We start from the raw sequence: 24396 nt of genomic DNA, 5'->3' as shown, positions 1-24396 counted from the left end.
TTTTATAGGTGATATAAAACAGATGCACTAGTTAACATAAAATTACGTTTAATCTTAAACTCGAATATATATTTAATCATAATGACTTATTTAAACATTAAAGAAATTATTTATATTTGAAAAGAGTCAGTAAATTTTGATTTGACAACAATTTACAGATCAATATTACATCACTTACAGCTCATTTTACATTAAATTTGATCTGTAAATTAACTTAACATGATCCATAAATGAAATATTCAGACAACGATATAGTTGATTATGTAGAACGGAATCCATCAAGTTCTTCTGTTCAAATATATGAGAGCCTAAATGAAGGTTCTTATGCGACCATGAAGAGGAGGTTGGCGGCCCTAGTACAACGCGGCCAAATTTTGGCTGAAGGTCAGACGCGAGCAACAAGATATGTGGTGAGTCCCGCAAGCAGGCTATTCAGCTCAATCAACATAGATCTTTACTTTGAAAAAGAAATCGATGATCGCGAAATTATAGAGGTCTTCAATTTCTCTTTAATGAATGAAATCCTTCAGGAAGTAAGTTTATTCACAGATGAAGAGAAAGACTTCTTGAACAACCTACAACAAGAATTCGACACCAATGTCTCACATATGTCTCCCAGCGCTTACAGTAAGGAAATGGAAAGGCTGGCAATTGACTTAAGTTGGAAATCATCACAGATTGAAGGAAACACCTATTCCTTACTTGAGACCGAACGTCTTTTAAAGGAAAAAGAAACAGCGTCTGGTAAACCGAAAGATGATGCTACTATGCTATTAAATCACAAGGAGGCTATCAATTTTATTTTGGAAAACCCTGACTATGTTGTTCCCTTGTCATTAACCCGGATCGAGGATATCCACAGTCTGTTAACTAAAGACCTTGCAGTAGAACGAAACATCAGACAAAGACGTGTGGGCGTTACTGGTACGAATTATAAACCGCTGGATAATGAACATCAAATAAGAGAAGCGCTTGAAAACATGTGTAATTTGATTAATAACAAGGAAAATGTTTTTGAAAAGGCACTGCTAGCCCTCGTATTGTTATCTTACATACAGGCTTTCAATGATGGGAACAAGAGAACCGCCCGGATCGTTAGTAATGCGATTTTGGTTGCTAATCGATATTGCCCAATATCTTTCAGAACCGTTGATTCAGTAGAATATAAAAAGGCAATGTTAATATTTTATGAGCAAAACAATATCAGCATTTTTAAAAGAATCTTTATTGAGCAGTTCCAATTTGCAGTAAAAACTTATTTTTAAATTTACAGTTCCGGATTCAATAAAACACCTAGGTATCGCTGAAACCTGGATGGCCTAGAACTATAGTATATTTACAGCAAATCAGATCACACTGCAGCTATGAATCCTTTCATTCTTGCCCTTAAAGCCCGCAACTTAACTGTAGAAATCCACCAGCACTCCGCTTATCAGATTGTTATATCAAAGGATAACCCTTTCAGGTCAACCATTGCAGGTAGGCTCAATGAAGGTATCCATGGTTTTTTGATCAAACCACATGTACCACATTTTTGCGTTGCTGAAAAAGGAACATTGAATATCCTTAATGTAGAACCTTATTCCAAAGTTGGTTTAGAACTCGCAAAGAGGTTTAACAATGACCAGGATACTATAGTATTTTATAACCCCGCTGAAGCAAATATATTTTTTGAGACCATTAATGACACGTTTGATATTCACACTATCATTGGTGCTTTAGTATCACAACTACCTACTGTGCAATATGATGAGCGTGTAGCAAAAATTATTGAATACATATCTCTTAATTCCTTTCGGCAGGATATTACGCCGCAAACCTTTGCTGACCTCGTTTTCCTCTCCCCTTCCCGTCTGACAGCATTGTTTAAACAACAAACGGGTAGTAGTTTGTCCAAATATTTATTGTGGACAAGACTTCGTCACGCGATTTTCACCACCCTTTCAGAAAAAGACAGAAGTCTCACAGATATTGCCTATGGCACAGGTTTCTATGACTTGCCACAATTGAACAAGTACATGAATGAGATGTTTGGTATGCCACCAAAAGCTTTAAAGTATAACAGTGATCTGATACAAGTTTACTAACACCGCTATTCTCAAATTTGAGCTATCAATTAAAAGATAGCAAAATGAAAGCAATAGCATATCACAAGTTTGGAAACACAGCTGTTTTGCAAACAGTAGCAGAAGCAATACCTGCAATTCAATCAAATCAGGTATTAGTAAAAGTTAGTGCCGTTTCTATCAATCCAATGGATTGGAAAATCAGGAAGGGCGAAATGAAGTTGATGTCCGGTTCAAAGTTCCCAAAACACACCGGAGTTGAGTTTGCAGGAATCATTGAAGAGGTTGGAAACTCGAATTTTAAAAAAGGCGACGAAGTATTCGGTGTGGTGAAAAACCCGATGAAAGAAGGAGCATTAGCAGAGTTTGTTGCAGTGCCGTCAATCTCTGTTTGGAAAAAGCCTGCTACTATTAGTTCTGCTCAGGCAGCTTCTATCCCGATTGTTGGCGCCGCTGCCGTCACGATGATCGAGAAAATGGGAGATATCAATACCAACACCGAGATTCTGGTGAATGGCGCAACGGGTGGACTTGGTATGTTTCTGCTTCAATTATTGAAGCAAAAAGGAGGAGCGATAACAGCTGTTGCGAGTACCAAAGCTGTCGAGTTTGCTACCAGATGGGGTGCAACCACTGTCATAGATTATACTTTAGAGAACGTATTGTCAGGAAATAAATCTTATGATATAATCATTGATCTCTCAGGCAAAATGGGATACGAAAATGCCAGGAAGATCATGAAGAGAAAATCCATCTTCTTAAACCCTACGCCAAAGCCTATTGAGATCCCTATCTCGCTTTTCAAAAACTTCTTTACAGGTAAAAAGCATGTTGTTATTCTGTCTGCACCATCTTCAAAAAACATAGGAGTGCTTCAGAATGCGATAGATAAAGGCTTACAAATTGAAATCAATAAGATCTTCCCCTTTACCCAGTCTGTAGAAGCCTATGATTACGCCGAAAAAGGTGGTGTTGTTGGCAAGGTAGCAATCAAATTATCTTAAAAATTTATCAATATTAATATCATCATGAAAAAGAAAATAGTAGTACTGGGTTCCACTGGAACTGTGGGCAGTAAAATATCAGAAATCCTTTTAAACCAAGGTCATCTTGTAACATTAATTGCTAGAAACACAGAAAAATTAGACAAATACCGCGGTCTCGGAGCAACAATTATTAAAGCTGACATCACAGATGTCGATACCTTGGCCCATGCTTTTAAAGATGCTGACAGTGCATTTATTCTTATGCCAGATAATGTACAGGCAGAAAATACTAGAGTATACCAAAGACAGGTTACCGGCAACTTGATCGAAGCAATTCAAAATTCAGGCATCAGGTATATTGTAAATATGAGCAGCCTGGGCGCGCAAATGCATGAAGGAACTGGTATAATGGCAGGAACAGGCGAACAGGAAGTTAGGCTCAATCAGCTGAGTGATGTAAATATCCTCCATCTTCGTTCAGCCTATTTTATGGAAAATTTCCTTCGAACAATAGGACTTGTAAAAAATATGGGGATCAATGGAACCGCAGCAGATGGTGATCACGCTATACCCATGGTAGCTACCCGGGATGTCGCTCATGTTGCAGCTGGGTATCTTTCAAATGCTAACTTCAAAGGCAAATCAGTTCAAGCGGTTATGGGTCCACGAGATTATACACTTCGCCAAGTTACCAACATCATTGGTGCAGCTATTGGTAAAGCTGATCTGGCATATGTACAGCTTCCCGTAGAGCAGGCCCGTCAAGCATTTCTTAAAAATGGATTTTCAGAAGATTTCGTAGATAATCTCATAGAAATGGGAACCTCGATTAAAACAGGTTTCATGAATTATCAAAAGAGAAATGATTCAAGTACCACGCCAACAACAGCAGAAGAATTTGTAACTGAAGTTTACCTGCCCACATACAATGCTTAAAGAGTGTTCTTACAAAATGTAGTGTAATAAGGGTTGTTATAGCAATCCTTATTCTTAGTGCATTACTAACCAAATACCTGTAAACCCCATATTATTATGGTATCCTAGATTGTAATCCCTTTTCAAAATGTATTACGAAGATTTCAGTATTCTCGCAAAAAAGGTTCAAAAACCTAGACCCTCAGCAGATGAACTTATTACGATAGTTTCTGAACTTCTCCTGAAATTAGTTCCCGACGATCCAGCGCAAATTTGCCGTATCAAAACAGACAATAATACTCAAGGCTACTGACGCAGTTGAGCATAAACCTGTATAAATAACAGCAAATAAAAAAACAACATGAAAACATTAATTATCGTTACCCACCCGGACATTGAAAATTCAGTAATCAACAAAAGATGGATTCAGGAATTAGAAAAATTCCCCGAACATTTCCATGTACACCAATTACATAAAGTTTACCCTAACCAGCAATTCGATATAACAGCAGAACAAAAACTGGTCGAAGAACATGATACGATCGTATTGCAGTTCCCCTACTACTGGTTTAACTGCCCTGCATTGTTAAAAAAATGGATGGACGAGGTTTTTACCCACGGCTGGGCATATGGCAGTCAAAGTGGGTATAAATTAAGAGGGAAAAAGATTGCGTTGGCTGTATCACTGGGTCTAAAAGAAGTAGACGTCCAGCCCGGCGCAACTTATAAATATTCGCTCGAGGAAATGACACGACCTTTTGAATTGACATTCGAGTATCTGAAAGCTGATTACAGACCACTTTTTGCCTACTACGGGATGACATTTAATCCTTCTGAAGAATGGATAGAAAAGAGCGTTCCCCTGTACCTTGATTTTTTGAACCAACATAAATAACCAGTTGATCCAATATTAAATCTGTACTATCATCATTTCTTCTCAGGTTAATCAACAGTGAAAATCATCTGTACATTTCACTCGCTTTTTTGTTCCCTTCCAGTAGCAATATTGTTCAGTTCAGACTAATATTCGGGATCTTCTTCCAAATAATTCTTTGTTTTGTCAGAACGCTCAGGAAAAAATAAGAATAACAAAGCAGATTGATTAAAAACAATTTTAATGGCGTATTTAAAATTAAGATTATTTGTATTTATTACGATGTTAACACTTTCCTGTGATATTGCAAAAGCCCAAAAACATGTATCATATTTCTTTGGCAAATGGGATGTGCTCGCAAAAATACCAACAGGTGACAAGCAAATGCTGTTTGAATTTAAAGACGAATCCGGACAGCTTACAGGCGCATTGTTAGACGCTTCAAGTCATAAGATATTGTCACCGGTGAATGTAAAATTAAGGGATAATATGCTTTCACTTCAATTGGTGACTGCCAACACAAAGATGGTTCTAACATTAAAACCGAACGGGATAAACGAGCTCAAAGGTGTATTTGGGACCAGGTATCCAATTCATGGAATACGGATTTACAGCTCTTATCATTAATTCATCTGGTCATACATGTCTTAGCTTACGTTATGGCTTCACTGAGGACTGTCTCCAAAACAGCCCTATTGTTTTCACCCCATTCCTCAATGCTAATGATCAAAGGCAGGAGACTATTTCCCAGTGCAGTTAACTGGTATTCAACTTTAGGAACTTTAGTATCAAAAGAAACCTTTTCTACAAAGCCATGCTGCACGAGTTCATCCAGTTGCTTGTTCATTACCCGCCTGTCAACCGCTATTTTTTTCTGTAGAGCTCCCGGCCTTTTAAGACCTACCGAGATATAATAGATCAACATCAGTTTCCACTTTCCGTTCAAAAGTTCCTTAAATACATGCAGGCCACATTCCTTCCTGATCGGGATTTTCTTTTTGTACATCGCTAAGTCAGTCAATTGTAAAAGCAAATAGGCACAAATTTGTGCGTACTTGCTGTCATGTCAGTAATCAAATACGTTTGTCTTAAATTATAAAAGACATGATCAAATTTACATTTTTAGTTCAAAAACTACCGGGCATGAGCCTTGAGGAATTTGTGGATTATCACAAAAATCACCACGCCCCTTTATTCTGTTTCATCCCTGAGACAGAACTTTACGTGAGAAAATATGTGGTTAACCACCCTATAGTAGCTGAAGGGTTTCCCAAACCGTTATACGATGCTGTAGTAGAAATCTCGTTTGACTCCTTTGAGGATTTCAATACCTTCTTTACATCAGAAAACTATCTGACTAAGGTGCGTCCAGATGAGCCCAAATTTTTTGATACCGTAAATTATATTGCAATGGCAAACAATGAAACAATTGTTAAAGCTGGTGTATAATTATAACTTTATTAATAACGCACGTCTCACTCTTTAGTCAGATGTGCGTTATTGATCTTCAGTATGACGGATCATATAACATCAAATAGAAATTAGGGCTTTTTTTTTAATCTTAAATCGTAGCTCGAGCTTTCTGCTGTCAGTGATATTATCTAATATTACAGAATGACATTTTTTTACCGACCTAACTTCTTGATTTGTTTTTTACTTTTTATATTATTTGATACAACAAACACTCATGGCCAGGATAAAGAAGTATATCAGGTTTTCAAACTTGAACAGAAAATAGGAACAGAGGTTATTTCTACACTAACAAGGAATGATAGTACCTTCATCAATATCGCAACTCAATTACAAGACAGAGGTTATCCTATACAGTTAAAGATAGATCTTAGAATTACTAATGATAAAATAAACCTTATATCAAAAGGGCAAACCTCCCGATTTAAGGAGGAACAATTGGATACTGAGGTAAATTTGATTAATGGATTCCCGATAAGTGATAACGGTTCAATCAAGATCAGGGAACTGCTAATCGCGTATTGGATAAAAATGGGTAAACCAAAATCGATAAAATCTGCAATAAGCGGATCTGACATCACTATCCAGGAAATGATTAATCCGTTTAAGGATGATGCAAAGCTTAGCGAGTTGCAAGCTTATATGATCAACCATGACCTTGATGAGGTTCTTTGGCTGAACAAAAAAGGTAAAAGCGTTTTCTTTGCGACCATAGATTCCGAAAATGATAAACGAGAATTAATCAGCGAAGACTTTATTGCAGAATTTGAAAAATTGAATCAAGAGTCATCACGATACTTAATTCAATCATACATCTCAAAAAGCAAAGTGTTGGCTGAAAAGCAATCTACGATCGCAATCCTGGCCGGAACTATCGTAGACATCGCGCAAAACGGCGAATTACGGGAAAACAACATGGTCTTAATAAAAGATGGCAGGATCAGTTACGTGGGAATTACTGACAAATCACTTATTCCTACCGGAGCAAAAGTGATTGATGCCACAAATAAATTCCTTATTCCTGGATTGTGGGATATGCATGCTCATATTTTTCACCCTTCCTTCCTGGAAAAACAGCTACTCTCGGGAGTCACTTCGGTAAGGGATATGGCAAATGAATTTGATCTGGTAGTTAAATTAAAAGAGCTTACAAAAGACAAGTCGGTACCTACACCGGATCTATATGCTGCTGGTTTGCTTGATGGTAAATCACCTCGCGCACTAGGAAGAATTCTGGCTACTAACGCTGATGAAATTAAGACAAATATATTGAGATATCATAATGCTGGGTTTGATCAGATTAAAATTTATGACAACATTAAAAAGAAAGATTTTAACACAATCGTTGATTTAGCTAAACAGTATAAAATGGATGTTGTAGGACACTTACCGACGGGGTATACGATAAACTATTTTATAAATAATGGAATGAAGAGCGTAAGTCACATACATTTTTTCATGAACAGCATTAATTGGAAAACGAATGACCTAATAACCGCGAACAGGCCATTACTTGACAGTTTAAAGTCGCACCATGTTTACTTGGATCCAACATTAAATATCTATCAGCTGATAAAAGATAGCAGACTTGGAAGCTTTAGAAAACTAGTTAAGTTATTTTCAGATTATGGCATATCAATAGTTGCCGGGACAGATAATGAGGGCACTATTTCTGATGAAATTCAGAACTACATTCAATCAGGAATGAGTCCTCTGGATGCGATAAAATCAGCAACAATTATACCTGCGGTTATGATGGGAGCATCAGATGTTAGTGGAAGTATTGAAAAAGGCAAAAATGGAGACTTATTGATTCTGGATGAAAATCCATTATTAAATATAAGTACCTTAAAAAAAATTCATACCGTCATCAAAGGGAGCTTTATAATTCATCCATAAGAAGACATTTTCTTCCATAGCAAACGACATTCCCATTCTGTTATGCCTTGAGAGGTAAGAGGGCTAGTGCAGAACTTTGTTTGTAATCTGCAGATAGCCATTCTTTTCTTTAATCATAGATAGACTTTGTAATGAACATATATTTTAGGTATTTTTGATGTACACCTTATCAAATTGCATTTATGCACACAGTAGATCTTATTTCCCGAAGGATAAATACGCTCTTTAGACTTGGTGAGAGGAAAGATGGAGTTTTTTTAACTGATCTCAGGAAGGAGTATCGTTCAGATCTTCAAAATTTTATTGTAGGCGAAACTTTAGGCGTACGAGACGGAAAAGTAGTTATAGGCAAAAACACTTATAAAAGATGGTTACAAAAGATTAAAACTAATGGTTTTGATTATGATGTAAAATTTATTTAAATGGCGATTGAAGATCAATTTAAAAAAATAAACTCGCTTCAAAAACAAATTCTAAAGCTGGAACCAAATCCTATAAAATGGGCCCCGGATTACTTGGAAAAAGTAAAAGTTGATTTTACTTATGCATCCAATAACCTTGAAGGTAATAAGATATCACACGGACAGACAATACAAATATTAAAGGATTTCGTTAGTCCAAAGGACACTTCAATTTCTGATTATCTCGATATCCTCAATCATAAAAGGGTTCTTGATTTGGTTTTCGAAAACTATCAATCAGAACGTATTACTGAAAGTAATATTAAGAAACTGCACAAAGAGTTGATGAAAAATCCTGCGCAATGGGCGGATGATACATATTGCGATCCAGGCAAATATAAAATTTTTGAAAACCGGACCTATAGATCTGACGGTAAAGAACATCTATATGCAGAGCCAGAGAAAGTCCAACCTGCTATGGAATTACTAATTAGGGAGACAAATGAAGCTTTAGGCATTAATTCTACCAATAGTGAATTTCACCCACTGTCTATAGCTACACGTTTTCATTACGTATTTCTTAATCATATACACCCATTTGGTGACGGAAATGGCAGAATAGCACGGATTTTTATGAATCTTATTTTATTACAGAAGGGATTTCCCCCTATTTTCATAAAAGAAGTTGACAAAAGAGATTATCTGGACTGTTTTACAAAAGAAGAAAAACACCCGGGAACGATGCTTGAATTTATGACAGCACAATTGATTGAGAGTCTAAAATCAAAAAAAAAGTACCTCATTGCAAGTTTGAATAAACAGTGATATTTACGCAGAAAAGATCTAACAGGTGCCATAATTCTTTAGGTTAATACGCAAGATCTTCGTAACCTCTTTGTAACGGTTTTGCGTGAATTTCATCAAAAAATTATATAAATCCTGCCAAAGAGTCACTGCCCTTGGCGTGTTTGCTAACTGAAATTAACAAAAGAAAGCAAAAAAGCCGTTCTTCTTTTCGAAAAACGGCTTTTTATCCAGTGGGCCAAGATGGGCTCGAACCATCGACCAAAAGATTATGAGTCTTCTACTCTAACCAGCTGAGCTATTGGCCCGCGAAAAATCTATTAGATTTTGCGAGTGCAATGTTACATATTTGTATTCAATTTTAAAAACAGTTTATGGAAAAAATCAAAAATATAATCTTCGACTACGGCAATGTCATTTTTGCGATTGACTTTACGATTGCACAAAAGACTCTTACACAAATCGGTATCCCTAATATAGAGAATTTTTTCGGACATAAAGGACATAATAGTTTATTTGATGAATTAGAAACCGGCAGCATCACTCCTGCCCAATTTCGCGACGGAATCAGGCTTGAAGCACAAAATCCTGCACTCGCAGATGCTGAAATTGATGCCGCATGGAACAGTTTGCTGATCGGCATTGTACCAGAGACACTGGAAACACTGGTAGAAGCTAAGAAACATTACAGGACTTTCCTGCTCAGCAACACCAACCAGATCCACTTCGATTACTTCACAAAATATCTTAAAGATGAATTTCAGGTAGAGGGTAACGACCACCTGTTTGAAAAAACGTACTACTCGCATGAAATGCTGCTCAGAAAACCTCACGTAGAGATTTTTGAACGAGTGATCAAAGAGAACAACCTGAACCCGGCAGAAACCCTGTTTATAGATGACAGTCCGCAACACCTTGTAGGTGCCAAAGCTGCCGGACTGCAAACCCTACTGATGACAGCACATCCCAAAGATCTGGGTGCCTTTTTAAAGAGTAACGGCATTTTGGTATGATCGAAAACAACCATAAAATACAGCCAAAGAAAAAGACCTCTTTGAAAGAATTTTATCCCTTTTATTTAAGCGAACACCAGAACACGACAAACAGGTTCCTGCATTTCACAGGCATATCTCTTTTATGCCTGTGTTTTATTACCTCGATGCTGTTTCATAACGTTTACTTTTTTATCGCCATACCTTTTGTGCTGTTCGGCTTTTCCTGGATAGGACACTTGTTTTTTGAAAGAAACAAGCCCTCTACATGGAAATATCCGTTTTTTAATATCGCCTGCGATTTCCTTTTATTCGGAGATATTATCATGGGCCGTCAGGGCTTCAAATCAAAATAACTGATATTGATAGGATTTATACCCACCCATAGATTACCTCTATATCGACATAGAAATTAGGTGTTGGCGTACCATCTGAATAGTGTATACTTTTATCCCATTCTTTAATAGGAAAGCAAGATAAAAGTATACACAACATGGAAGATAGAAACAAACCAACCCGCACACTGACCACTGCCTCCGGCAGACCATACACTGAACACGAAAACACACAATCTGTAGGAAACAGAGGTCCACTCTTGCTGCAGGATTTTATCCTGCATGAGAAAATGGCCCACTTCAACAGGGAGCGCATCCCCGAGCGCGTAGTACACGCCAAAGGAACGGGAGCATATGGCAAATTCACTGTAACACACGACATATCAAAATATACCAAAGCCAAAATCTTTAACCAGATTGGGAAAGAATGCAAGATCTTCCTGCGTTTCTCTACTGTAGGCGGTGAAAAAGGTAGTGCCGACTCCGAACGCGATCCGCGTGGATTCGCTTTAAGATTATACACTGAAGATGGCAACTGGGATATCGTAGGTAACAACACACCTATTTTCTTTATCAAAGACCCAAAGAAATTCAGTGATTTTATCCATACACAGAAACGCGAGCCAAGGACAAACCTGAAAAGTCCAACCATGATGTGGGATTTCTGGTCGCTCAATCCAGAGAGTCTGCACCAGGTGATGATCCTGATGAGCGACAGGGGAACGCCTTACTCCTACCGCCATATGGATGGTTTTGGCAGTCATACCTTCTCGATGATCAATGCAGAAAATGAGCGGGTATGGGTAAAATTCCATTTCAAAACTCAGCAGGGCATACAGAACTTTACCGGCCCTGAAGCTGATTCCATGCGTACCCAGGACATGGACCATGCACAGCGCGATCTAGTTGAAGCGATAGATAATCAGGAATTCCCAAAATGGAGTGTAAAAATCCAGGTGATGACCGAAGAGGAAGCACAAACTTTCAGATGGAATCCATTCGACCTGACTAAAGTCTGGCCACATGGGGAGTTTCCGCTGATTGATGTAGGAGAAATTGAGCTGAACCAGATCCCTAAAAATTACTTTGCACATGTAGAGCAATCGGCATTTGCACCTACCAACCAGGTGGATGGTATTGGCTTCTCACCAGACAGGATGCTGCAGGGACGTATTTTATCCTATCCTGATGCTGCACGTCACCGTTTAGGCGTAAACTATGAGCAGCTTTCTGTAAATGCCTGCCCATTTATGACCAATAACTACCACCGTGATGGTGCCATGAGGTTTGATGACAATGGCGAAGACAGCCCTAACTATTTCCCCAATAGCTTTGGCGATGTAGTGCCTGATCAAAGTTATAAAGAACCTGCTCAGGAACTGCATTCGAGCACGGCCGACTGGTATGACCGCAATGCTGGTGAAGGTGATAACGATCACTACACCCAACCGGGCAATCTGTACCGAAACGTAATGACTGAAGCAGACAGGAATAACCTGATCAATAATATAGTTGGCGCCATGAGTGGTATCAGCGGACCAAAAAGGTCGCAGATCATCAACCTGCAGTTATGCCATTGGTTCAGGGCAGATATCAGTCTGGGAATGGCGATTGCCAGTGGATTAGGCATTGACGCCGCACAGGCGATGCAACACCAAAGTCATCCGGCATAAACCAGAATCAGCACCCCGCTAAAAAAGGCAGGGTGCTGATTCATCTTCATTTCTTTAGCGTTACCCTTCCCAGGTACTCTGTGTCTGAAACCCTTTTCTCATCAGCAGAAACAAAGAAGATCCAGCAATGGATATGATGTCCCTCAAGTTGCGGATATCCCTTATAAATCCATTTGAGCGCTGTTCTGGGAACGATCTCACGCGAATGCATCCCAAAATAAAGATTTTTGCCCTTTGTTTCATCAAACAATACAATAACAGCCCGATCATGCAGACGGGACGTTTTTCCCGGAAATGGATTGAGCTCCCAGCTCAGTTCAAAACCCATTTCTTCAACTGCAACAAAGGAACCTTTCCAGCAGGCATCTATCTTTTCAATTGGACGGCTCCACTGCACTTTACTGAAATCGATACTAAAATCCGGATATGTGCCTTTCAGGGCATTCCGCATCAGATCACTCATAGATTCATTGATCTTTGTCTTTCCGGATTGCCTGCGCAACTGATAGCCAAGCCCTGGCACATCATACCCTATCCGGAGCAGAAATTCATTTGCACATTTAAACTTTGCACGCTGAATATCCTGAGCTGCCGTCTGAGAATCTTTTTTCGGTGGTGATGGTACTTCTTTAACTACCTCTACACCTCTCATTACGCTTAATACTACCGTTCCGACTTTCCCCCTTATTCCTGATAAGACTGATCTTTTTCTTGCAACACCCATGATTACCAGATTAATTGTCCCAAATAAACACTGTTTGAAATACGGCTGCGGTCATCGGTGACAAATCCAATATAGATTTCAGCAGCATAGCCTCTTTTGATCCCATCGAGATGCAAAAGATATTCACCCCTGTGGCGCTCTGTACAACTCATTTTTGAACATGTTGTTTTGAGCTCGGGGAAATATGCCATCACCATTACCTGATCGGTATAATGGTCTTCATCAGTAATGTTTTCAGGGTTCCACGCAAAGGCAAAACCTTTTTCGGTCAGTTGCACGGTTGCATCCTGCGGAGGTAACATGGTACCCTGGGTGATTCGAAGTTCTGAAAAATCAAGGTACTGATTGGGATATTCTCCTTTAATCGCATTCTTCCTTGCATATGATACCATCTCATTCCAGGGAGTTTGTCCTTTCGGTTTTCCTTTAGCCCAGGATCCTACTTTTACAAATTCCTTTAACGGTGGTAAATAGTATGAACAGAGTGAACAGTCCCGCCTCACTGCTGACTGTAATTCTGTAGGAGGTATAGTAGTAGCCGCCGGAGCTTCACTAACTGTTGTTTCCCTGTCCTTGTGTTGTGAATACACCTGATTCCCAACTTTTCCTGACCAGCCCGTAGCTGGTCCTCTTTTTACAATACCCATTTTGATTATGATTAAGTTTATAATTTTTCATTTCTATTAATTTATTTTGAAATGATAACTACGCCTAAAATCAAATGAGTTCGAATATGAGTATTAGGATACCGGAATCTTTATGATTTAGAAGCGCAGATGATCATTTATTCTGCCTGAATAAGCGAGTTCTTGTGCCATATGCCACAAAAGTAAGAACAACATTTAGCTCTAAAAAATATTTTTTCACATTTACACATACAAACGTAGCGCACTGTATATGAGACAACTATAACCTGCATCTTGCACTGGTTTCATATTGGTTATAGAGAACTCTGCGTGTATTCCCTGAGAGGTTTAGAAGAGCTTCTTACGTGGCTACCCCGCACATACCTCAAACATACCGCGGCCTTACCTCAGGCTTACCTAAAAGGTAAAGCTGGGGTAAGGCCGCGGTATGTTTAAAGTAAGGTTGTGGTATGGCTATAGAAAGCACACACAAAACACTCGGGGATCACACAGGAATCTCAGTCAAAGCAGTACCCGACTGAGGTGTGTGACGTAATATCTTTATGAATCTCTCCTGTTTTTCTCTCTGGCAATCAGGTCCAGCTCACGGCTGGTTTGCCCGGCAATGGAAGTATTTTCCTGTGCTCGTCTGAACAGGTAAGGCATTACTGCTTTTACAGGTCCGTACGGCACGTACTTAGCTACATTATAACCTGCATCAGATAAGTTAAAACTCAGGTTATCACTCATACCCAGCAGCTGTGAGAAATACACATGTGGATGGTTATGACTGATCGCATGCGTATCCAGCAGTTCTGCAAGCACCCTGCAGCTAGTTTCATTATGCGTACCGCATACGATACCGATCTGGCTGATATTTTCTACAGAATAAGTAATAGCAGCGTTGTAATCTTTGTCGGTAGCCGCTTTATCAGGCTGGATCGGTGAAGTATATCCTTTTTCGGCTGCCCTTTTACGTTCCTTCTCCATGTATGCCCCACGGACAATCTTGGCACCCAATACAAATCCAGCCTCTTTTGCAATGAGGTGGTCTGCTTTGATATGCGCCAGTTTATCATGGCGGTACAATTGATAAGTATTGTATACGATCAGTTTTTCTTTGTTAAACAGCATCATCATATCGATAGCCAAAGCATCGATAGTTTTCTGTATCCAGCTTTCTTCAGCATCGATCATTACAGGCACATCCTTTTCAAAAGCCGTTCTGCAGATCCTTTCGCAGCGGCGTTTAACACGCTCAAATTCTGCCGTTTCATCTGCAGTAAGTTCCTGTTTTGCATCCAGCTTCTCCAGCAGGGCAAACCTGGCAATACCCGTGATCTTAAATACCGTAATGGGAATACGCTTGTCGCCCGCAGCACGGTCCACCGTTCTGATAATCTCCGCACAAGTGAAATCGAAGACATGCTCCTCCTCTTCTCCTTCAACAGAATAATCCAGGATGGTTCCAACTTTACCCACTGCCAGCTGTGCAATCGTATTTTCACATTCTGCGATAGTTTCGCCACCACAAAATTGCTTGAAGATCGTAGATTTGATCAGCCCCTGAATAGGAAGCCCGATATTTAAAAACAGGTTGGTTACCGGTGGCCCTACCTGGGTAAGAAAATTGCTGCTCATTACTTTGAACAGCCAGTAAGCGCTGTTGAGTTCTTTCTTTGATTTACTTCGGAAGGCGATCTCAGTATTATCAAAATTTAATTTTTTCCCTTGGGATACTTGCATTTGGATTGATAAGTTAGTCAAACGGCTGCAAAAATATAAAATCCGCGACTACCAAAGGTAAAACGCTTTGTTTTTAATTGTAAATTTGTGGCACAATGATAGAATTTAAATTAGAAGGTGAATTTATCCCTATGATCCAGCTGCTTAAAGCAACCGGACTGGTGCAAAGTGGCGGCGAAGCCCAAACTGTTGTAGAAGATGGTTTGATCAAGTATAATGGCAACGTAGATTACCGCAAGCGTTTGAAAGTACGCCAGGGCGATGTAATTGATTTTATGGGAAACCAAATTAAAATAGTTTAATGAATACAATTGAGAGTTCCGGACACAACATATATTTTGATACCAAATTAGCCCCACTGGCTGAAATCATAGAAAAAGGTAAGTACAGCAACGTTTTCGTGTTTGCCGACCGCAATACGGCCGAAGCCTGTCTGCCTGTGTTCAGGGATATGCTGGATGATTTCAGTGGGTTCGACCTGATAGAGACTGATCCGGGAGAAGAAAATAAAAACATTGATTTCTGTATCGGGATCTGGAAGACTTTACTGGATTTTGAGGCGGACCGCAAATGCCTGATGATTAACCTGGGCGGTGGTGTAATCACTGATATGGGTGGTTTTGTAGCATCTACCTACAAACGTGGTATCGATTTTATCAATATCCCTACTACCCTGCTTTCTCAGGTTGATGCCTCTGTAGGCGGAAAGACAGGAATTGATATTGATAACATCAAAAATATGGTTGGTACTTTTAGCCTTCCGCAGGCAGTATTTATCGAAACCGCCTTTCTAAAGACTGTACCCCAAAGGGAAATGTTATCAGGTTTTGCCGAAATCATCAAACACGGTCTGATTGCTGATGAGAAATACTATCAGGAACTCAAAGCACAGGATTATCAAAATATAAGCACTTCAATTATCCACCGCTCTGTGGAGATCAAGAATGAAGTGGTAACTGAAGATCCTTTTGAAAAAGGAAGACGTAAGATCCTCAACTTTGGGCATACCATCGGCCATGCCGTAGAAAGTTATTCCCTGAGCAAAGACAAGAGTCCACTAACACATGGTGAAGCCATCGCGATAGGTATGATCTGCGAAGCCTGGTTATCTCATAAAAACAGTGAGCTCTCTGCAGAAGAACTGGCAGAAGTACGCACTTATATCGCCAGCGTATATCCTGCTTATCAGATTAAAGAAAAATCATTTGATCAGCTGCTATCTCTGATGCAGAGTGATAAAAAGAATGAACACGGGAATATTCTCTTTTCCCTGCTTGAAAAAATCGGAAAATGCACATGGAACTGCCGTGTTTCTGAAAGCGATATCCGCGAAAGCATGCAATATTACAATCAAACCTGGGCTAAGTAATTAACCCGGGTTTTCCCTATTACTTTTACAGTTTAACCGGTATAGCGAAGCAAAATTTTGAGATAAGTTTCAAAAATAGTCATGATATTTCATGATTTCTATTTGGATCTGGTCTAAATAACACTATATTTGCCGCATAAAAATGCCACACGGTTTCGGACCCGTGTGGCGTAACGGGCAAAACCCGCTAACCTTTAATCGTAGTTAAAAGTAATGCAATTTAAACAAATTTTGCTGTTGGCCATCTTATGCGCCAATGTATTTTTCGCGGGGGCTCAAACTCAGTCCTCCAGCATCAGTGGAAGCCTTAGAAGCAACCTCGGTGAGCCAGTTCATTCTGCCACAATCAAACTTCAAAACACATCTTATGGTGCAGTGTCTGACCAGAATGGTCAGTTTACGATTAACAACGTAAAACCTGGAAACTATATTGTGCTGATTAAGGCTATCGGCTTTAACGACCACAAAACGGAAATCAAACTTGCTGCCGGACAAAACCTGAAACTCAGCATCAAGGTTACCGAGAATGTGGAGCAAATGGAAACGGTTAATGTCTTAGGACGTACTGTTGCTCAGGAAACCAACAGACAGGCCTTTAACGTTACCGCAATTGATGCCAAAAAGCTGTACAACTCAACTCTGGATATCTCTGGTGCCCTGGACAGGGTTGCAGGTATCCGTGTAAGAGAATCAGGCGGTGTAGGATCTAATTTTAACCTATCACTCAATGGATTCTCTGGTAATCACGTGAAGTATTTTATTGATGGTATTCCTATGGATAACTTCGGTACTTCATTCCAGATCAATAACATTCCTATCAACATTGCTGACAGAATCGAGGTGTACAAAGGTGTAGTGCCAATGTGGCTGGGTTCTGATGCCTTGGGTGGCGCAATCAACATCGTAACTGGAGACCGCTACAGAAACTATATTGATGTATCTTATTCTTACGGATCTTTCAACACACACAGAAGTGTTCTCAACGCCGCTGCAACCAGTAAAAACGGATTAACTGTTCAGCTGAACGCTTTCCAGAACTACTCAGATAATGACTACAAAGTAAAAGTAGAAGCATCAGATATCTATACTGGTGCTTTTGCTCCTGCTGCACTGCTAAGAAGGTTCAATGATAAATATCACAACGAAACGGTTATTGCCAATGTAGGTGTGGTAGATAAGAGTTATGCAGATAAATTGCTGATTGGATTCACAGCAGGTAAGAACTACAAGGAAATCCAGACTGGCGCCCGCATGATCCAGGTATTCGGAGCATGGCACAGAAAAGGTACGATCCTGATGCCTACGCTGAAATACAAAAAAACGAACCTGATCCCGGGATTAGATGTAACCGTTAATGCTAACTACAACTTGGGTACAGAACAAAACATTGATACGGTTAATGCAAGGTATGACTGGTTTGGTAATTCAAAACCAACCGGCACCAACAGTGGTGAGCGCTCCAGAAGTATGTATAAATACAAGAACAACAACGGACTCGCAACAGCGATGTTCAACTACAAGATCAACGAACGCCAGTCGGTAGCTTTGAGCAACGTATTTAACACCTTCAACAGAAAAGGCAGCGATGAGCTGAACCCTACCAATAACGACTACGAAACTACCAAAAAGAACACGAAAAACGTGTTGGGACTTGGCTATAACTACGATGTTAAAGATAGATGGAGTACGACTGTATTTGGTAAATATATCTCACAAAATAATACCATCGGAAACAGCGCAAACGCCAGCTCATTAACTACAAAATTTGGTTATGGTACAGCAGCAACCTATTTCCTAAACAGGAATCTACAGTTAAAAGCTTCATACGAACTCACAAACAGAATGCCTGACGCACAGGAGATCTTTGGTGACGTAGAAAATCAGGAAGGAAATCCTTCACTGAAGCCTGAAAAAAGTAACAATATCAACCTGGGTGCCGGATATAGCTTCAGCTTCAATAAGGTGAATAATTTCTCGATCAATGCCAATGCGATCTACAGACATGCTGACAACTTTATCTACAACAGGCTTAACGCTAATCAATCGAAACTGGTTGCAGACAACAGAGATGGTGTACGCACCTGGGGCGGTGATGCAGAAATCAGATACTCTTATAAAAACTGGTTAACTGCCGGAAGCACGATTACTTATCAGTTCCTGCGTAACCTCCAGATGTATGAGCCCGGATATACTTCGGTAAGTCCGCTTTACAAAGATCAGATGCCAAACATCCCTTATTTCTTTGGAAACACAGATGTGTCGGTTACGCTGAAAGATGTAGCCAGAAAAGGAAATACACTGAACATCGGATATAATCTGCTTTATGTACATGCCTTCTGGCTGTATTGGCCAAGTCTGGGTAGTAGAGCAGCGGGTGATGAAAAACGTGTTGTTCCGCAGCAATTCTCTCACGATATGAACTTTGTTTACAGCATGGCTGGAGGCCGCTATAACATTGGTGTAGAAGCAAAAAACATTACCAACGCTTTCCTGTATGACAATTTCAGTCTGCAAAAACCAGGACGCGGATTCTATTTAAACCTGAGATATTTTATTAATAAAACCACTAAATAACATACCAATTAAACGATAGTAAAAATGAAAACAAAATTTACAAAAGCCTTCGTGGCACTGGCCTTTGCAGCCGTATTTGCTTCATGTTCAAAAAGTAACGATTCTGAAGCTGTAGCTAACGATCCCGGAAACTATATTCTAGCGGTTACACCTGTGGCGTCTACTGGTGTTGCAGATTACCTGCTTACGGCAAGTGACCTTGAAAAAGGTACAGTATCCATTCTTGGAAACGGTATTGAGCAAGACGGTACTTACAGATACTATGTAACTGCTAATAACAAGTTTTTCAGCATGCTTTACGGACAAGGAAATCCTGGAGCTGTAACTACCTATAACATCACCAATGGTAAATTAACAAAACTATCAAACTTTGCATCTGAAACTGTTCAGGCTTTTGCTCCTGTAAATGATGATATCTTGATGTTAAAAATTCCAAGAGCAATCACTAACCCGCTGGCTAACTACTACCGTGTGAATACGAATAGTATGCTGATTGCAGGCGAGGGAACAATCAATACACAAACCATTTTAAATAATGGCGAAACGGCGTTCTTTAGCTGGATAAAACAGGTAGGAACTAAGGTTTATGCACCATTCTTCTCGATCAAAGCATGCTGTGGAGCTGCTTTCGGTACGGCAAATCCAGACAATGCATGGATTGCGGTATACTCTTACCCGGACATGAAATTTGAAAAAGTGATTACTGACAACAGGACCAGCTTCATCGGAAGATATTTCACCGATGGTCTGGCAGTAGTTGAAAACGGTGATACTTACGCTTTCTCTTCTTCAGTAGCAACTAGCAATGGTACTATTTTAAACTCTACAAAACCATCTTCAATTACAAGATTGAAAGCAGGTGTTACAGAATTTGACCAGACTTACTTATACAACGTTGAAACAAAATCAAATGGTTATGTAATTACCAACTGGACTTATGTTGGTGGCAACAACTTTGTAGCCAACGTATCGAAAAAAGCTGACAAAGGTGCTTATGTAGTAGGAAATGAACTGGCTATCATCAACGTTGTAGATCAGTCGTTCAAATTGGTTACCGGATTACCAATCCCGGCAGAAATTACCAACATCACCAGCAATAACTACTCTCCAAAAGATGGTAAAACTGCTTATTATGGTTTGAATCTGAAAAACGGTACCAGCTATGTATACAAAATCGATGCATCAAACGCTACAGCTACACAAGGTGTAAAAGTTGAAGGTGGTGCATTAACTGCGATCCAAAACATTAAATAATCATTCACGCATCTCAAACTAAAGCAATGATCACAGGAACCAATAAACCCCCGTTTAAGAAGAAAACAAAAGATTCTCTCTTTACCCGCATTAACAAATGGCTGCATCTGTGGCTGGGGCTGGTATCCGGGATCATTGTTTTAATCGTTTGTATTACAGGCTGTATCTGGGTTTTCAATGAAGAAATTACGGGTCTTCTGGAGCCGGAAACAAAAATTGAAAAGCAGGATAAACCTGTACTTACACCCTCGCAGCTCAGCGCAATTGCTACAGACCTCTATCCCGATAAGGTAATCGGCTATGCACAATACCAGCAGGGCAGAACCGTAACTGTATCACTGAGAAACCCTAAAGAACAGGGACGTCGTGGTGGTGGTGGCGTAACGCTCAATATCAATCCTTACACCGGCGAGGTAGTGAGCAAAGAAATACGCAAAAAAGGCGATGTAGATTTCTTCAGGTTCATCCTGAACGGACACCGCTTTTTATGGATGCCCTATGCTGTTGGCCGCCCTATTGTCAACTACGGTACCCTGGTATTTGTAGTGTTGTTAATCACCGGACTGATCTGGTGGTATCCTAAGAAATGGAACAAGAGTACGGTCGACAAAAGTTTTAAGATCAAGTGGGGAGCTTCTTTCAAAAGGGTAAACCTTGACCTCCACAACGTACTGGGTTTTTACTCACTCCTGTTCCTGCTGGCAATTGCCATGACAGGGATGGTGTACGGTATCAGATGGTACAGTGAAGGTTTATACTGGGCTACAACCGGCGGTGAAAAGCTGGGAGAATTCAGGGATATCAAATCCGATACGGTAAACATCAAACACCTGTACACGCCACAGCAGGCAATGGACGTTGCATGGAAAAAGGTAATTGCCAAACATCCGCGTTCTGAAGGATTCTATTATTCTTTCCCTGATACTGCAAGAGCTAAAGCCAGCATAGGTATCACCGTATATCCCACTGCAGGACAGTTCTATAATAACCAAAGTTATTCGTTCGACCAGCATTCGCTGAAAGAGCTCAAAGGCAAAGGCGTATATGCCATATCTTACGAAGCCTCGGGCTTTGGTGGTAAGCTGCGCAAGATGAACTACGATATCCATATTGGCAGTATCCTGGGTTTTCCGGGTAAAGTACTGGCTTTTCTGTCTTCATTAATTGGGGCGAGTCTGCCGATTACAGGTTTCCTGATCTGGTATGGCCGCAAATTCAAGAAAAAGAAAAAAGCTACGGGTGTGGAACAGAAAACTGCCGGAGCAGCTCCAAAGCCAAAACTAAAGGTACTTCCTAAACAGGAAGAGCCCGTATTTTAAGTTAAAGCCTATACACTATTACAGGTCAAAACACACAAAAAATAATTTTTTTTATTTTACTATTGACAAATTAAATTTTGTTACTACATTTGGAAAAATAAAAAACACCAATGCGGTTTGTTTGACAAATCCAAAAGACAAAAAATGAGAAACATCACTACATATTGGTTTGGTTACTTCTACTACTTTAGTAAGAGCCGGGACTGATATGCAATCAAAAGAAACAAGATAAATTGTATATGAAAAGTCCCGGCCTAAAGCCGGGACTTTTTTTTTAACGCAAATTTTCAAGCTTCTTTAACAACAAATTAACGCAGATAAATACTAAAATGAACACATCAGTAAGAGTAGCAATCCAGGGTATCAAGGCATCATTTCACGAAGAAGCTGCTTTCAAGTTCTTTGGCAACGACATTCAAACCATTGAGTGTAACTCCTTTAAGAAAACCTGCGAAGTGATGGAAGCTAACGGAGCTGACTACGTGGTAATGGCCATTGAAAACTCTATTGCAGGTAGCCTCTTACCCAATTACACACTGATCAGGGAACATAATTTTGCAGTTACAGGCGAGGTTTACCTGCCAATCCAGCTGCACCTGATGGGCCTGCCGGGGGTGAAACTGGAGGACGCACAATTTGTGACCTCACACCCTATCGCCCTGCGTCAGTGCATCGATTTTTTTGATGATTTCCCTCACCTTAAAATTGTAGAAAGCAGCGATACTGCAGCCTGCGCCAAAAAGATTAAGGACGAAGGTTTAACAGACACCCTGGCTGTAGCTAATACACTGGCAGCCAAATTATACGGACTCAATATCCTGGAAAGAAGAATTGAATCCAACAGCAAGAACTACACGCGTTTCCTGATCCTGCAGAAAGAGAAAAATGACGACCTGAAAGAGATCAGCAAAGCCTCAATCGTTTTCCAGGTAGGCAACCACGTGGGCGCCCTCTCACAGGTGCTGAACATCTTTGCAGAACACCAGGTAAACCTCAGCAAAATCCAGTCGATGCCCGTGCTTGGCAGAAGAAACGAGTACTACTTTTATGTAGACGTAGAATGGACAGACATGGACAAATATGACACCGCTATCCGCAAGGCCCTAAAATATACCGTGAACTTTAACATCATGGGAGAATATCTTAAAAACGACAAAGTATAATCACCCCCAAATAAACAAATTCGAAAACCCCCTATTAATTACCCATATCATGAAATTAAATCTTAATATCCAGCCTTTAGAGAGCTGGTTGACCCTTAAAAACGAACCGCTCATCATCTCTGGACCATGTAGCGCTGAAACTGAAGAACAATTGGTATCTACAGCGAATTTGCTGGCTGCAACAGGTAAAGTGTCTGTATTAAGAGCAGGAATCTGGAAACCACGTACCCGTCCGGGAGAATTTGAAGGTATCGGCAGCATCGGACTGGAATGGTTGAAAAGAGCTAAAGCTGAAACTGGCTTACCAACAGCTGTTGAAGTAGCTACTGCAAAACATGTGGAAGAAGCTTTGGCTGCAGGTGTTGACATTCTATGGATTGGTGCAAGATCTACTGCTAACCCTTTCACAGTACAGGAAATTGCTGATGCTTTAAAAGGTCACGATATCCCGGTAATGATCAAAAACCCGGTAAACCCTGACATCTCCTTGTGGATTGGTGCTTTAGAGCGTATCAACAATGCAGGTATCACAAAAATCGCTGCTATTCACCGTGGTTTCTCTTCATACGAGAAAAGCTCTTTCCGCAACGAACCAATGTGGGAAATGGCTATCCAGCTGAAAACTTTATGCCCTGAATTACCTATCATCAACGACCCCTCACATATCTGCGGTAACCGCGAACTGATTCCTTACATTTCTCAGAAAGCACTGGATCTGGATATGCAGGGATTGATGATCGAGTCTCATATCGATCCTTCAGTAGCATGGACTGATGCTAAACAACAAGTTACTCCATCAGCTCTTGCAGACCTGGTATCTAAACTGAACGTGCGCGACCCGGAATCTCCGAATGAAGCATTTACTGATAAACTGGTAGAATTACGTGAGAAAATTGATAAAATCGATGATATCCTGATCCAGAAATTAGGTGAGCGTATGGCTATCGTTGAGCAGATCGGTAACTACAAAAAAGATAACAAAGTGACTATCCTTCAGGTTAACCGCTGGGATGAGATCCTTAAAAAAGGAACTGCATTTGCAAGAGCGCTGAAATTAGACCTGAACTTTACAGAGAAATTCCTTGAGCTTGTTCATGGTGAATCTATCAGAAAACAAACTGAGATCATGAATGAAGGAAAAACTGAAGAAGAAATAGTTGAAGCTACATCAGGCGAAAAAGCATAACATTACAGGAACCTGCAGGA

24 protein-coding genes and 1 tRNA gene are annotated in these 24396 nt (G+C 40.1%); 20 read left to right on the top strand and 5 right to left on the bottom strand.

Translation table 11 applies throughout. From position 1 onward, the window contains the following. Positions 1-230: 230 nt before the first annotated feature. The 6 genes from OQY15_RS14120 to OQY15_RS14095 all read left to right on the top strand — a co-directional run bounded on the left by OQY15_RS14120 (position 231) and on the right by OQY15_RS14095 (position 5468). Positions 231-1265: a Fic family protein gene (locus OQY15_RS14120; protein WP_265792426.1), complete on the top strand. Its 1035-nt coding sequence runs from the start codon at positions 231-233 to the stop codon at positions 1263-1265. Positions 1266-1364: 99 nt separating this feature from the next. Further along, positions 1365-2087, top strand: coding sequence for an AraC family transcriptional regulator (locus OQY15_RS14115; protein ID WP_265792425.1), 723 nt, complete (start codon positions 1365-1367; stop codon positions 2085-2087). 44 nt (positions 2088-2131) lie between these two features. Continuing rightward, positions 2132-3070 carry an NAD(P)-dependent alcohol dehydrogenase gene (locus OQY15_RS14110; RefSeq protein ID WP_265792424.1) on the top strand — a complete coding sequence of 313 codons (939 nt, stop codon included), beginning with the start codon at positions 2132-2134 and terminating at the stop codon, positions 3068-3070. Positions 3071-3094: 24 nt separating this feature from the next. Then, the gene (locus tag OQY15_RS14105; RefSeq protein WP_265792423.1) at positions 3095-3988 is read left to right on the top strand and encodes an NAD(P)H-binding protein; all 894 of its coding nucleotides are present in this window, start codon (positions 3095-3097) and stop codon (positions 3986-3988) included. A 340-nt stretch (positions 3989-4328) separates the two neighbouring features. Then, positions 4329-4862, top strand: a complete 534-nt coding sequence (locus OQY15_RS14100; protein ID WP_265792422.1) for an NAD(P)H-dependent oxidoreductase — start codon at positions 4329-4331, stop codon at positions 4860-4862. A 222-nt stretch (positions 4863-5084) separates the two neighbouring features. Then, positions 5085-5468, top strand: a complete 384-nt coding sequence (locus OQY15_RS14095; RefSeq protein ID WP_265792421.1) for a hypothetical protein — start codon at positions 5085-5087, stop codon at positions 5466-5468. A 25-nt stretch (positions 5469-5493) separates the two neighbouring features. Here the strand turns inward: OQY15_RS14095 and OQY15_RS14090 are convergent, their stop codons facing one another. Further along, the gene (locus OQY15_RS14090) at positions 5494-5847 is read right to left on the bottom strand and encodes a helix-turn-helix domain-containing protein (RefSeq protein ID WP_265792419.1); all 354 of its coding nucleotides are present in this window, start codon (positions 5845-5847) and stop codon (positions 5494-5496) included. A gap of 98 nt (positions 5848-5945) precedes the next feature. Here OQY15_RS14090 and OQY15_RS14085 point away from each other — a divergent pair, with 98 nt between their 5' ends. From OQY15_RS14085 to OQY15_RS14070, 4 genes are all read left to right on the top strand, one after another. Then, positions 5946-6290 (top strand): EthD domain-containing protein, encoded by a 345-nt coding sequence (locus OQY15_RS14085; protein WP_265792418.1) that lies wholly within the window; start codon positions 5946-5948, stop codon positions 6288-6290. Positions 6291-6455: 165 nt separating this feature from the next. Beyond that, on the top strand, positions 6456-8210 hold the full coding sequence (locus OQY15_RS14080; protein ID WP_265792417.1) for an amidohydrolase family protein: 1755 nt from the start codon (positions 6456-6458) through the stop codon (positions 8208-8210). Between the two features lie 182 nt (positions 8211-8392). Then, positions 8393-8632 (top strand): hypothetical protein, encoded by a 240-nt coding sequence (locus tag OQY15_RS14075; RefSeq protein WP_265792416.1) that lies wholly within the window; start codon positions 8393-8395, stop codon positions 8630-8632. Continuing rightward, positions 8633-9436, top strand: a complete 804-nt coding sequence (locus OQY15_RS14070; protein ID WP_265792415.1) for a Fic family protein — start codon at positions 8633-8635, stop codon at positions 9434-9436. It abuts the gene before it with no gap. Between the two features lie 213 nt (positions 9437-9649). On the opposite strand, the gene OQY15_RS14065 is transcribed toward OQY15_RS14070, so the two are convergent. Then, positions 9650-9723, bottom strand: a tRNA-Ile gene (locus OQY15_RS14065). Positions 9724-9789: 66 nt separating this feature from the next. Here OQY15_RS14065 and OQY15_RS14060 point away from each other — a divergent pair. From OQY15_RS14060 to OQY15_RS14050, 3 genes are all read left to right on the top strand, one after another. After that, positions 9790-10428: an HAD family phosphatase gene (locus tag OQY15_RS14060; protein ID WP_265792414.1), complete on the top strand. Its 639-nt coding sequence runs from the start codon at positions 9790-9792 to the stop codon at positions 10426-10428. Next, positions 10425-10763, top strand: a complete 339-nt coding sequence (locus OQY15_RS14055) for a DUF962 domain-containing protein (protein ID WP_265792413.1) — start codon at positions 10425-10427, stop codon at positions 10761-10763. The genes OQY15_RS14060 and OQY15_RS14055 overlap by 4 nt, the downstream gene beginning before the upstream one ends. 137 nt (positions 10764-10900) lie before the next feature. Then, positions 10901-12415, top strand: a complete 1515-nt coding sequence (locus OQY15_RS14050) for a catalase (RefSeq protein WP_265792412.1) — start codon at positions 10901-10903, stop codon at positions 12413-12415. A gap of 46 nt (positions 12416-12461) precedes the next feature. On the opposite strand, the gene OQY15_RS14045 is transcribed toward OQY15_RS14050, so the two are convergent. The 3 genes from OQY15_RS14045 to OQY15_RS14035 form a co-directional block, all read right to left on the bottom strand. After that, positions 12462-13139: a DUF6266 family protein gene (locus tag OQY15_RS14045; protein WP_265792411.1), complete on the bottom strand. Its 678-nt coding sequence runs from the start codon at positions 13137-13139 to the stop codon at positions 12462-12464. Positions 13140-13141: 2 nt separating this feature from the next. Then, positions 13142-13786, bottom strand: a complete 645-nt coding sequence (locus OQY15_RS14040; RefSeq protein WP_265792410.1) for a DUF6266 family protein — start codon at positions 13784-13786, stop codon at positions 13142-13144. Positions 13787-14326: 540 nt separating this feature from the next. After that, positions 14327-15511: a proline dehydrogenase family protein gene (locus OQY15_RS14035; protein WP_265792409.1), complete on the bottom strand. Its 1185-nt coding sequence runs from the start codon at positions 15509-15511 to the stop codon at positions 14327-14329. A 95-nt stretch (positions 15512-15606) separates the two neighbouring features. Here OQY15_RS14035 and OQY15_RS14030 point away from each other — a divergent pair, with 95 nt between their 5' ends. From OQY15_RS14030 to OQY15_RS14000, 7 genes are all read left to right on the top strand, one after another. Then, positions 15607-15813 (top strand): RNA-binding S4 domain-containing protein, encoded by a 207-nt coding sequence (locus OQY15_RS14030; RefSeq protein WP_265792408.1) that lies wholly within the window; start codon positions 15607-15609, stop codon positions 15811-15813. Further along, positions 15813-16880: a 3-dehydroquinate synthase gene (gene aroB / locus OQY15_RS14025; protein WP_265792407.1), complete on the top strand. Its 1068-nt coding sequence runs from the start codon at positions 15813-15815 to the stop codon at positions 16878-16880. The genes OQY15_RS14030 and aroB overlap by 1 nt, the downstream gene beginning before the upstream one ends. 213 nt (positions 16881-17093) lie before the next feature. Further along, entirely contained in the window at positions 17094-19454 is a 2361-nt protein-coding gene (locus OQY15_RS14020) for a TonB-dependent receptor (RefSeq protein WP_265792406.1), read from the top strand. Between the two features lie 24 nt (positions 19455-19478). Then, positions 19479-20708 (top strand): DUF4374 domain-containing protein, encoded by a 1230-nt coding sequence (locus tag OQY15_RS14015; protein ID WP_265792405.1) that lies wholly within the window; start codon positions 19479-19481, stop codon positions 20706-20708. 26 nt (positions 20709-20734) lie between these two features. Continuing rightward, positions 20735-22027 (top strand): PepSY-associated TM helix domain-containing protein, encoded by a 1293-nt coding sequence (locus OQY15_RS14010; RefSeq protein ID WP_265792404.1) that lies wholly within the window; start codon positions 20735-20737, stop codon positions 22025-22027. Positions 22028-22356: 329 nt separating this feature from the next. Continuing rightward, positions 22357-23190 carry a prephenate dehydratase gene (locus OQY15_RS14005; RefSeq protein WP_265792403.1) on the top strand — a complete coding sequence of 278 codons (834 nt, stop codon included), beginning with the start codon at positions 22357-22359 and terminating at the stop codon, positions 23188-23190. A gap of 49 nt (positions 23191-23239) precedes the next feature. Beyond that, on the top strand, positions 23240-24376 hold the full coding sequence (locus OQY15_RS14000) for a chorismate mutase (RefSeq protein ID WP_265792402.1): 1137 nt from the start codon (positions 23240-23242) through the stop codon (positions 24374-24376). Positions 24377-24396 lie beyond the last annotated feature (20 nt).

This window comes from Pedobacter sp. MC2016-15 (assembly GCF_026239695.1).
Classification (GTDB): domain Bacteria; phylum Bacteroidota; class Bacteroidia; order Sphingobacteriales; family Sphingobacteriaceae; genus Pedobacter.
The sequence above is the reverse complement of the archived record's forward strand: the minus strand, read 5'-3'. Positions and strand labels throughout refer to the sequence as shown.

Coding starts and splice junctions, on each gene's coding strand:
- OQY15_RS14095 (WP_265792421.1), top strand. CDS start 5,085: ATGGCGTATTTAAAATTAAGATTATTTGTATTTATTACGATGTTAACA.
- OQY15_RS14120 (WP_265792426.1), top strand. CDS start 231: ATGAAATATTCAGACAACGATATAGTTGATTATGTAGAACGGAATCCA.
- OQY15_RS14045 (WP_265792411.1), bottom strand. CDS start 13,139: ATGGGTGTTGCAAGAAAAAGATCAGTCTTATCAGGAATAAGGGGGAAA.
- aroB (WP_265792407.1), top strand. CDS start 15,813: ATGAATACAATTGAGAGTTCCGGACACAACATATATTTTGATACCAAA.
- OQY15_RS14050 (WP_265792412.1), top strand. CDS start 10,901: ATGGAAGATAGAAACAAACCAACCCGCACACTGACCACTGCCTCCGGC.
- OQY15_RS14080 (WP_265792417.1), top strand. CDS start 6,456: ATGACATTTTTTTACCGACCTAACTTCTTGATTTGTTTTTTACTTTTT.
- OQY15_RS14055 (WP_265792413.1), top strand. CDS start 10,425: ATGATCGAAAACAACCATAAAATACAGCCAAAGAAAAAGACCTCTTTG.
- OQY15_RS14085 (WP_265792418.1), top strand. CDS start 5,946: ATGATCAAATTTACATTTTTAGTTCAAAAACTACCGGGCATGAGCCTT.
- OQY15_RS14035 (WP_265792409.1), bottom strand. CDS start 15,511: ATGCAAGTATCCCAAGGGAAAAAATTAAATTTTGATAATACTGAGATC.
- OQY15_RS14105 (WP_265792423.1), top strand. CDS start 3,095: ATGAAAAAGAAAATAGTAGTACTGGGTTCCACTGGAACTGTGGGCAGT.
- OQY15_RS14115 (WP_265792425.1), top strand. CDS start 1,365: ATGAATCCTTTCATTCTTGCCCTTAAAGCCCGCAACTTAACTGTAGAA.
- OQY15_RS14075 (WP_265792416.1), top strand. CDS start 8,393: ATGCACACAGTAGATCTTATTTCCCGAAGGATAAATACGCTCTTTAGA.
- OQY15_RS14000 (WP_265792402.1), top strand. CDS start 23,240: ATGAAATTAAATCTTAATATCCAGCCTTTAGAGAGCTGGTTGACCCTT.
- OQY15_RS14110 (WP_265792424.1), top strand. CDS start 2,132: ATGAAAGCAATAGCATATCACAAGTTTGGAAACACAGCTGTTTTGCAA.
- OQY15_RS14100 (WP_265792422.1), top strand. CDS start 4,329: ATGAAAACATTAATTATCGTTACCCACCCGGACATTGAAAATTCAGTA.
- OQY15_RS14090 (WP_265792419.1), bottom strand. CDS start 5,847: ATGTACAAAAAGAAAATCCCGATCAGGAAGGAATGTGGCCTGCATGTA.
- OQY15_RS14005 (WP_265792403.1), top strand. CDS start 22,357: ATGAACACATCAGTAAGAGTAGCAATCCAGGGTATCAAGGCATCATTT.
- OQY15_RS14010 (WP_265792404.1), top strand. CDS start 20,735: ATGATCACAGGAACCAATAAACCCCCGTTTAAGAAGAAAACAAAAGAT.
- OQY15_RS14040 (WP_265792410.1), bottom strand. CDS start 13,786: ATGGGTATTGTAAAAAGAGGACCAGCTACGGGCTGGTCAGGAAAAGTT.
- OQY15_RS14020 (WP_265792406.1), top strand. CDS start 17,094: ATGCAATTTAAACAAATTTTGCTGTTGGCCATCTTATGCGCCAATGTA.
- OQY15_RS14060 (WP_265792414.1), top strand. CDS start 9,790: ATGGAAAAAATCAAAAATATAATCTTCGACTACGGCAATGTCATTTTT.
- OQY15_RS14015 (WP_265792405.1), top strand. CDS start 19,479: ATGAAAACAAAATTTACAAAAGCCTTCGTGGCACTGGCCTTTGCAGCC.
- OQY15_RS14030 (WP_265792408.1), top strand. CDS start 15,607: ATGATAGAATTTAAATTAGAAGGTGAATTTATCCCTATGATCCAGCTG.
- OQY15_RS14070 (WP_265792415.1), top strand. CDS start 8,633: ATGGCGATTGAAGATCAATTTAAAAAAATAAACTCGCTTCAAAAACAA.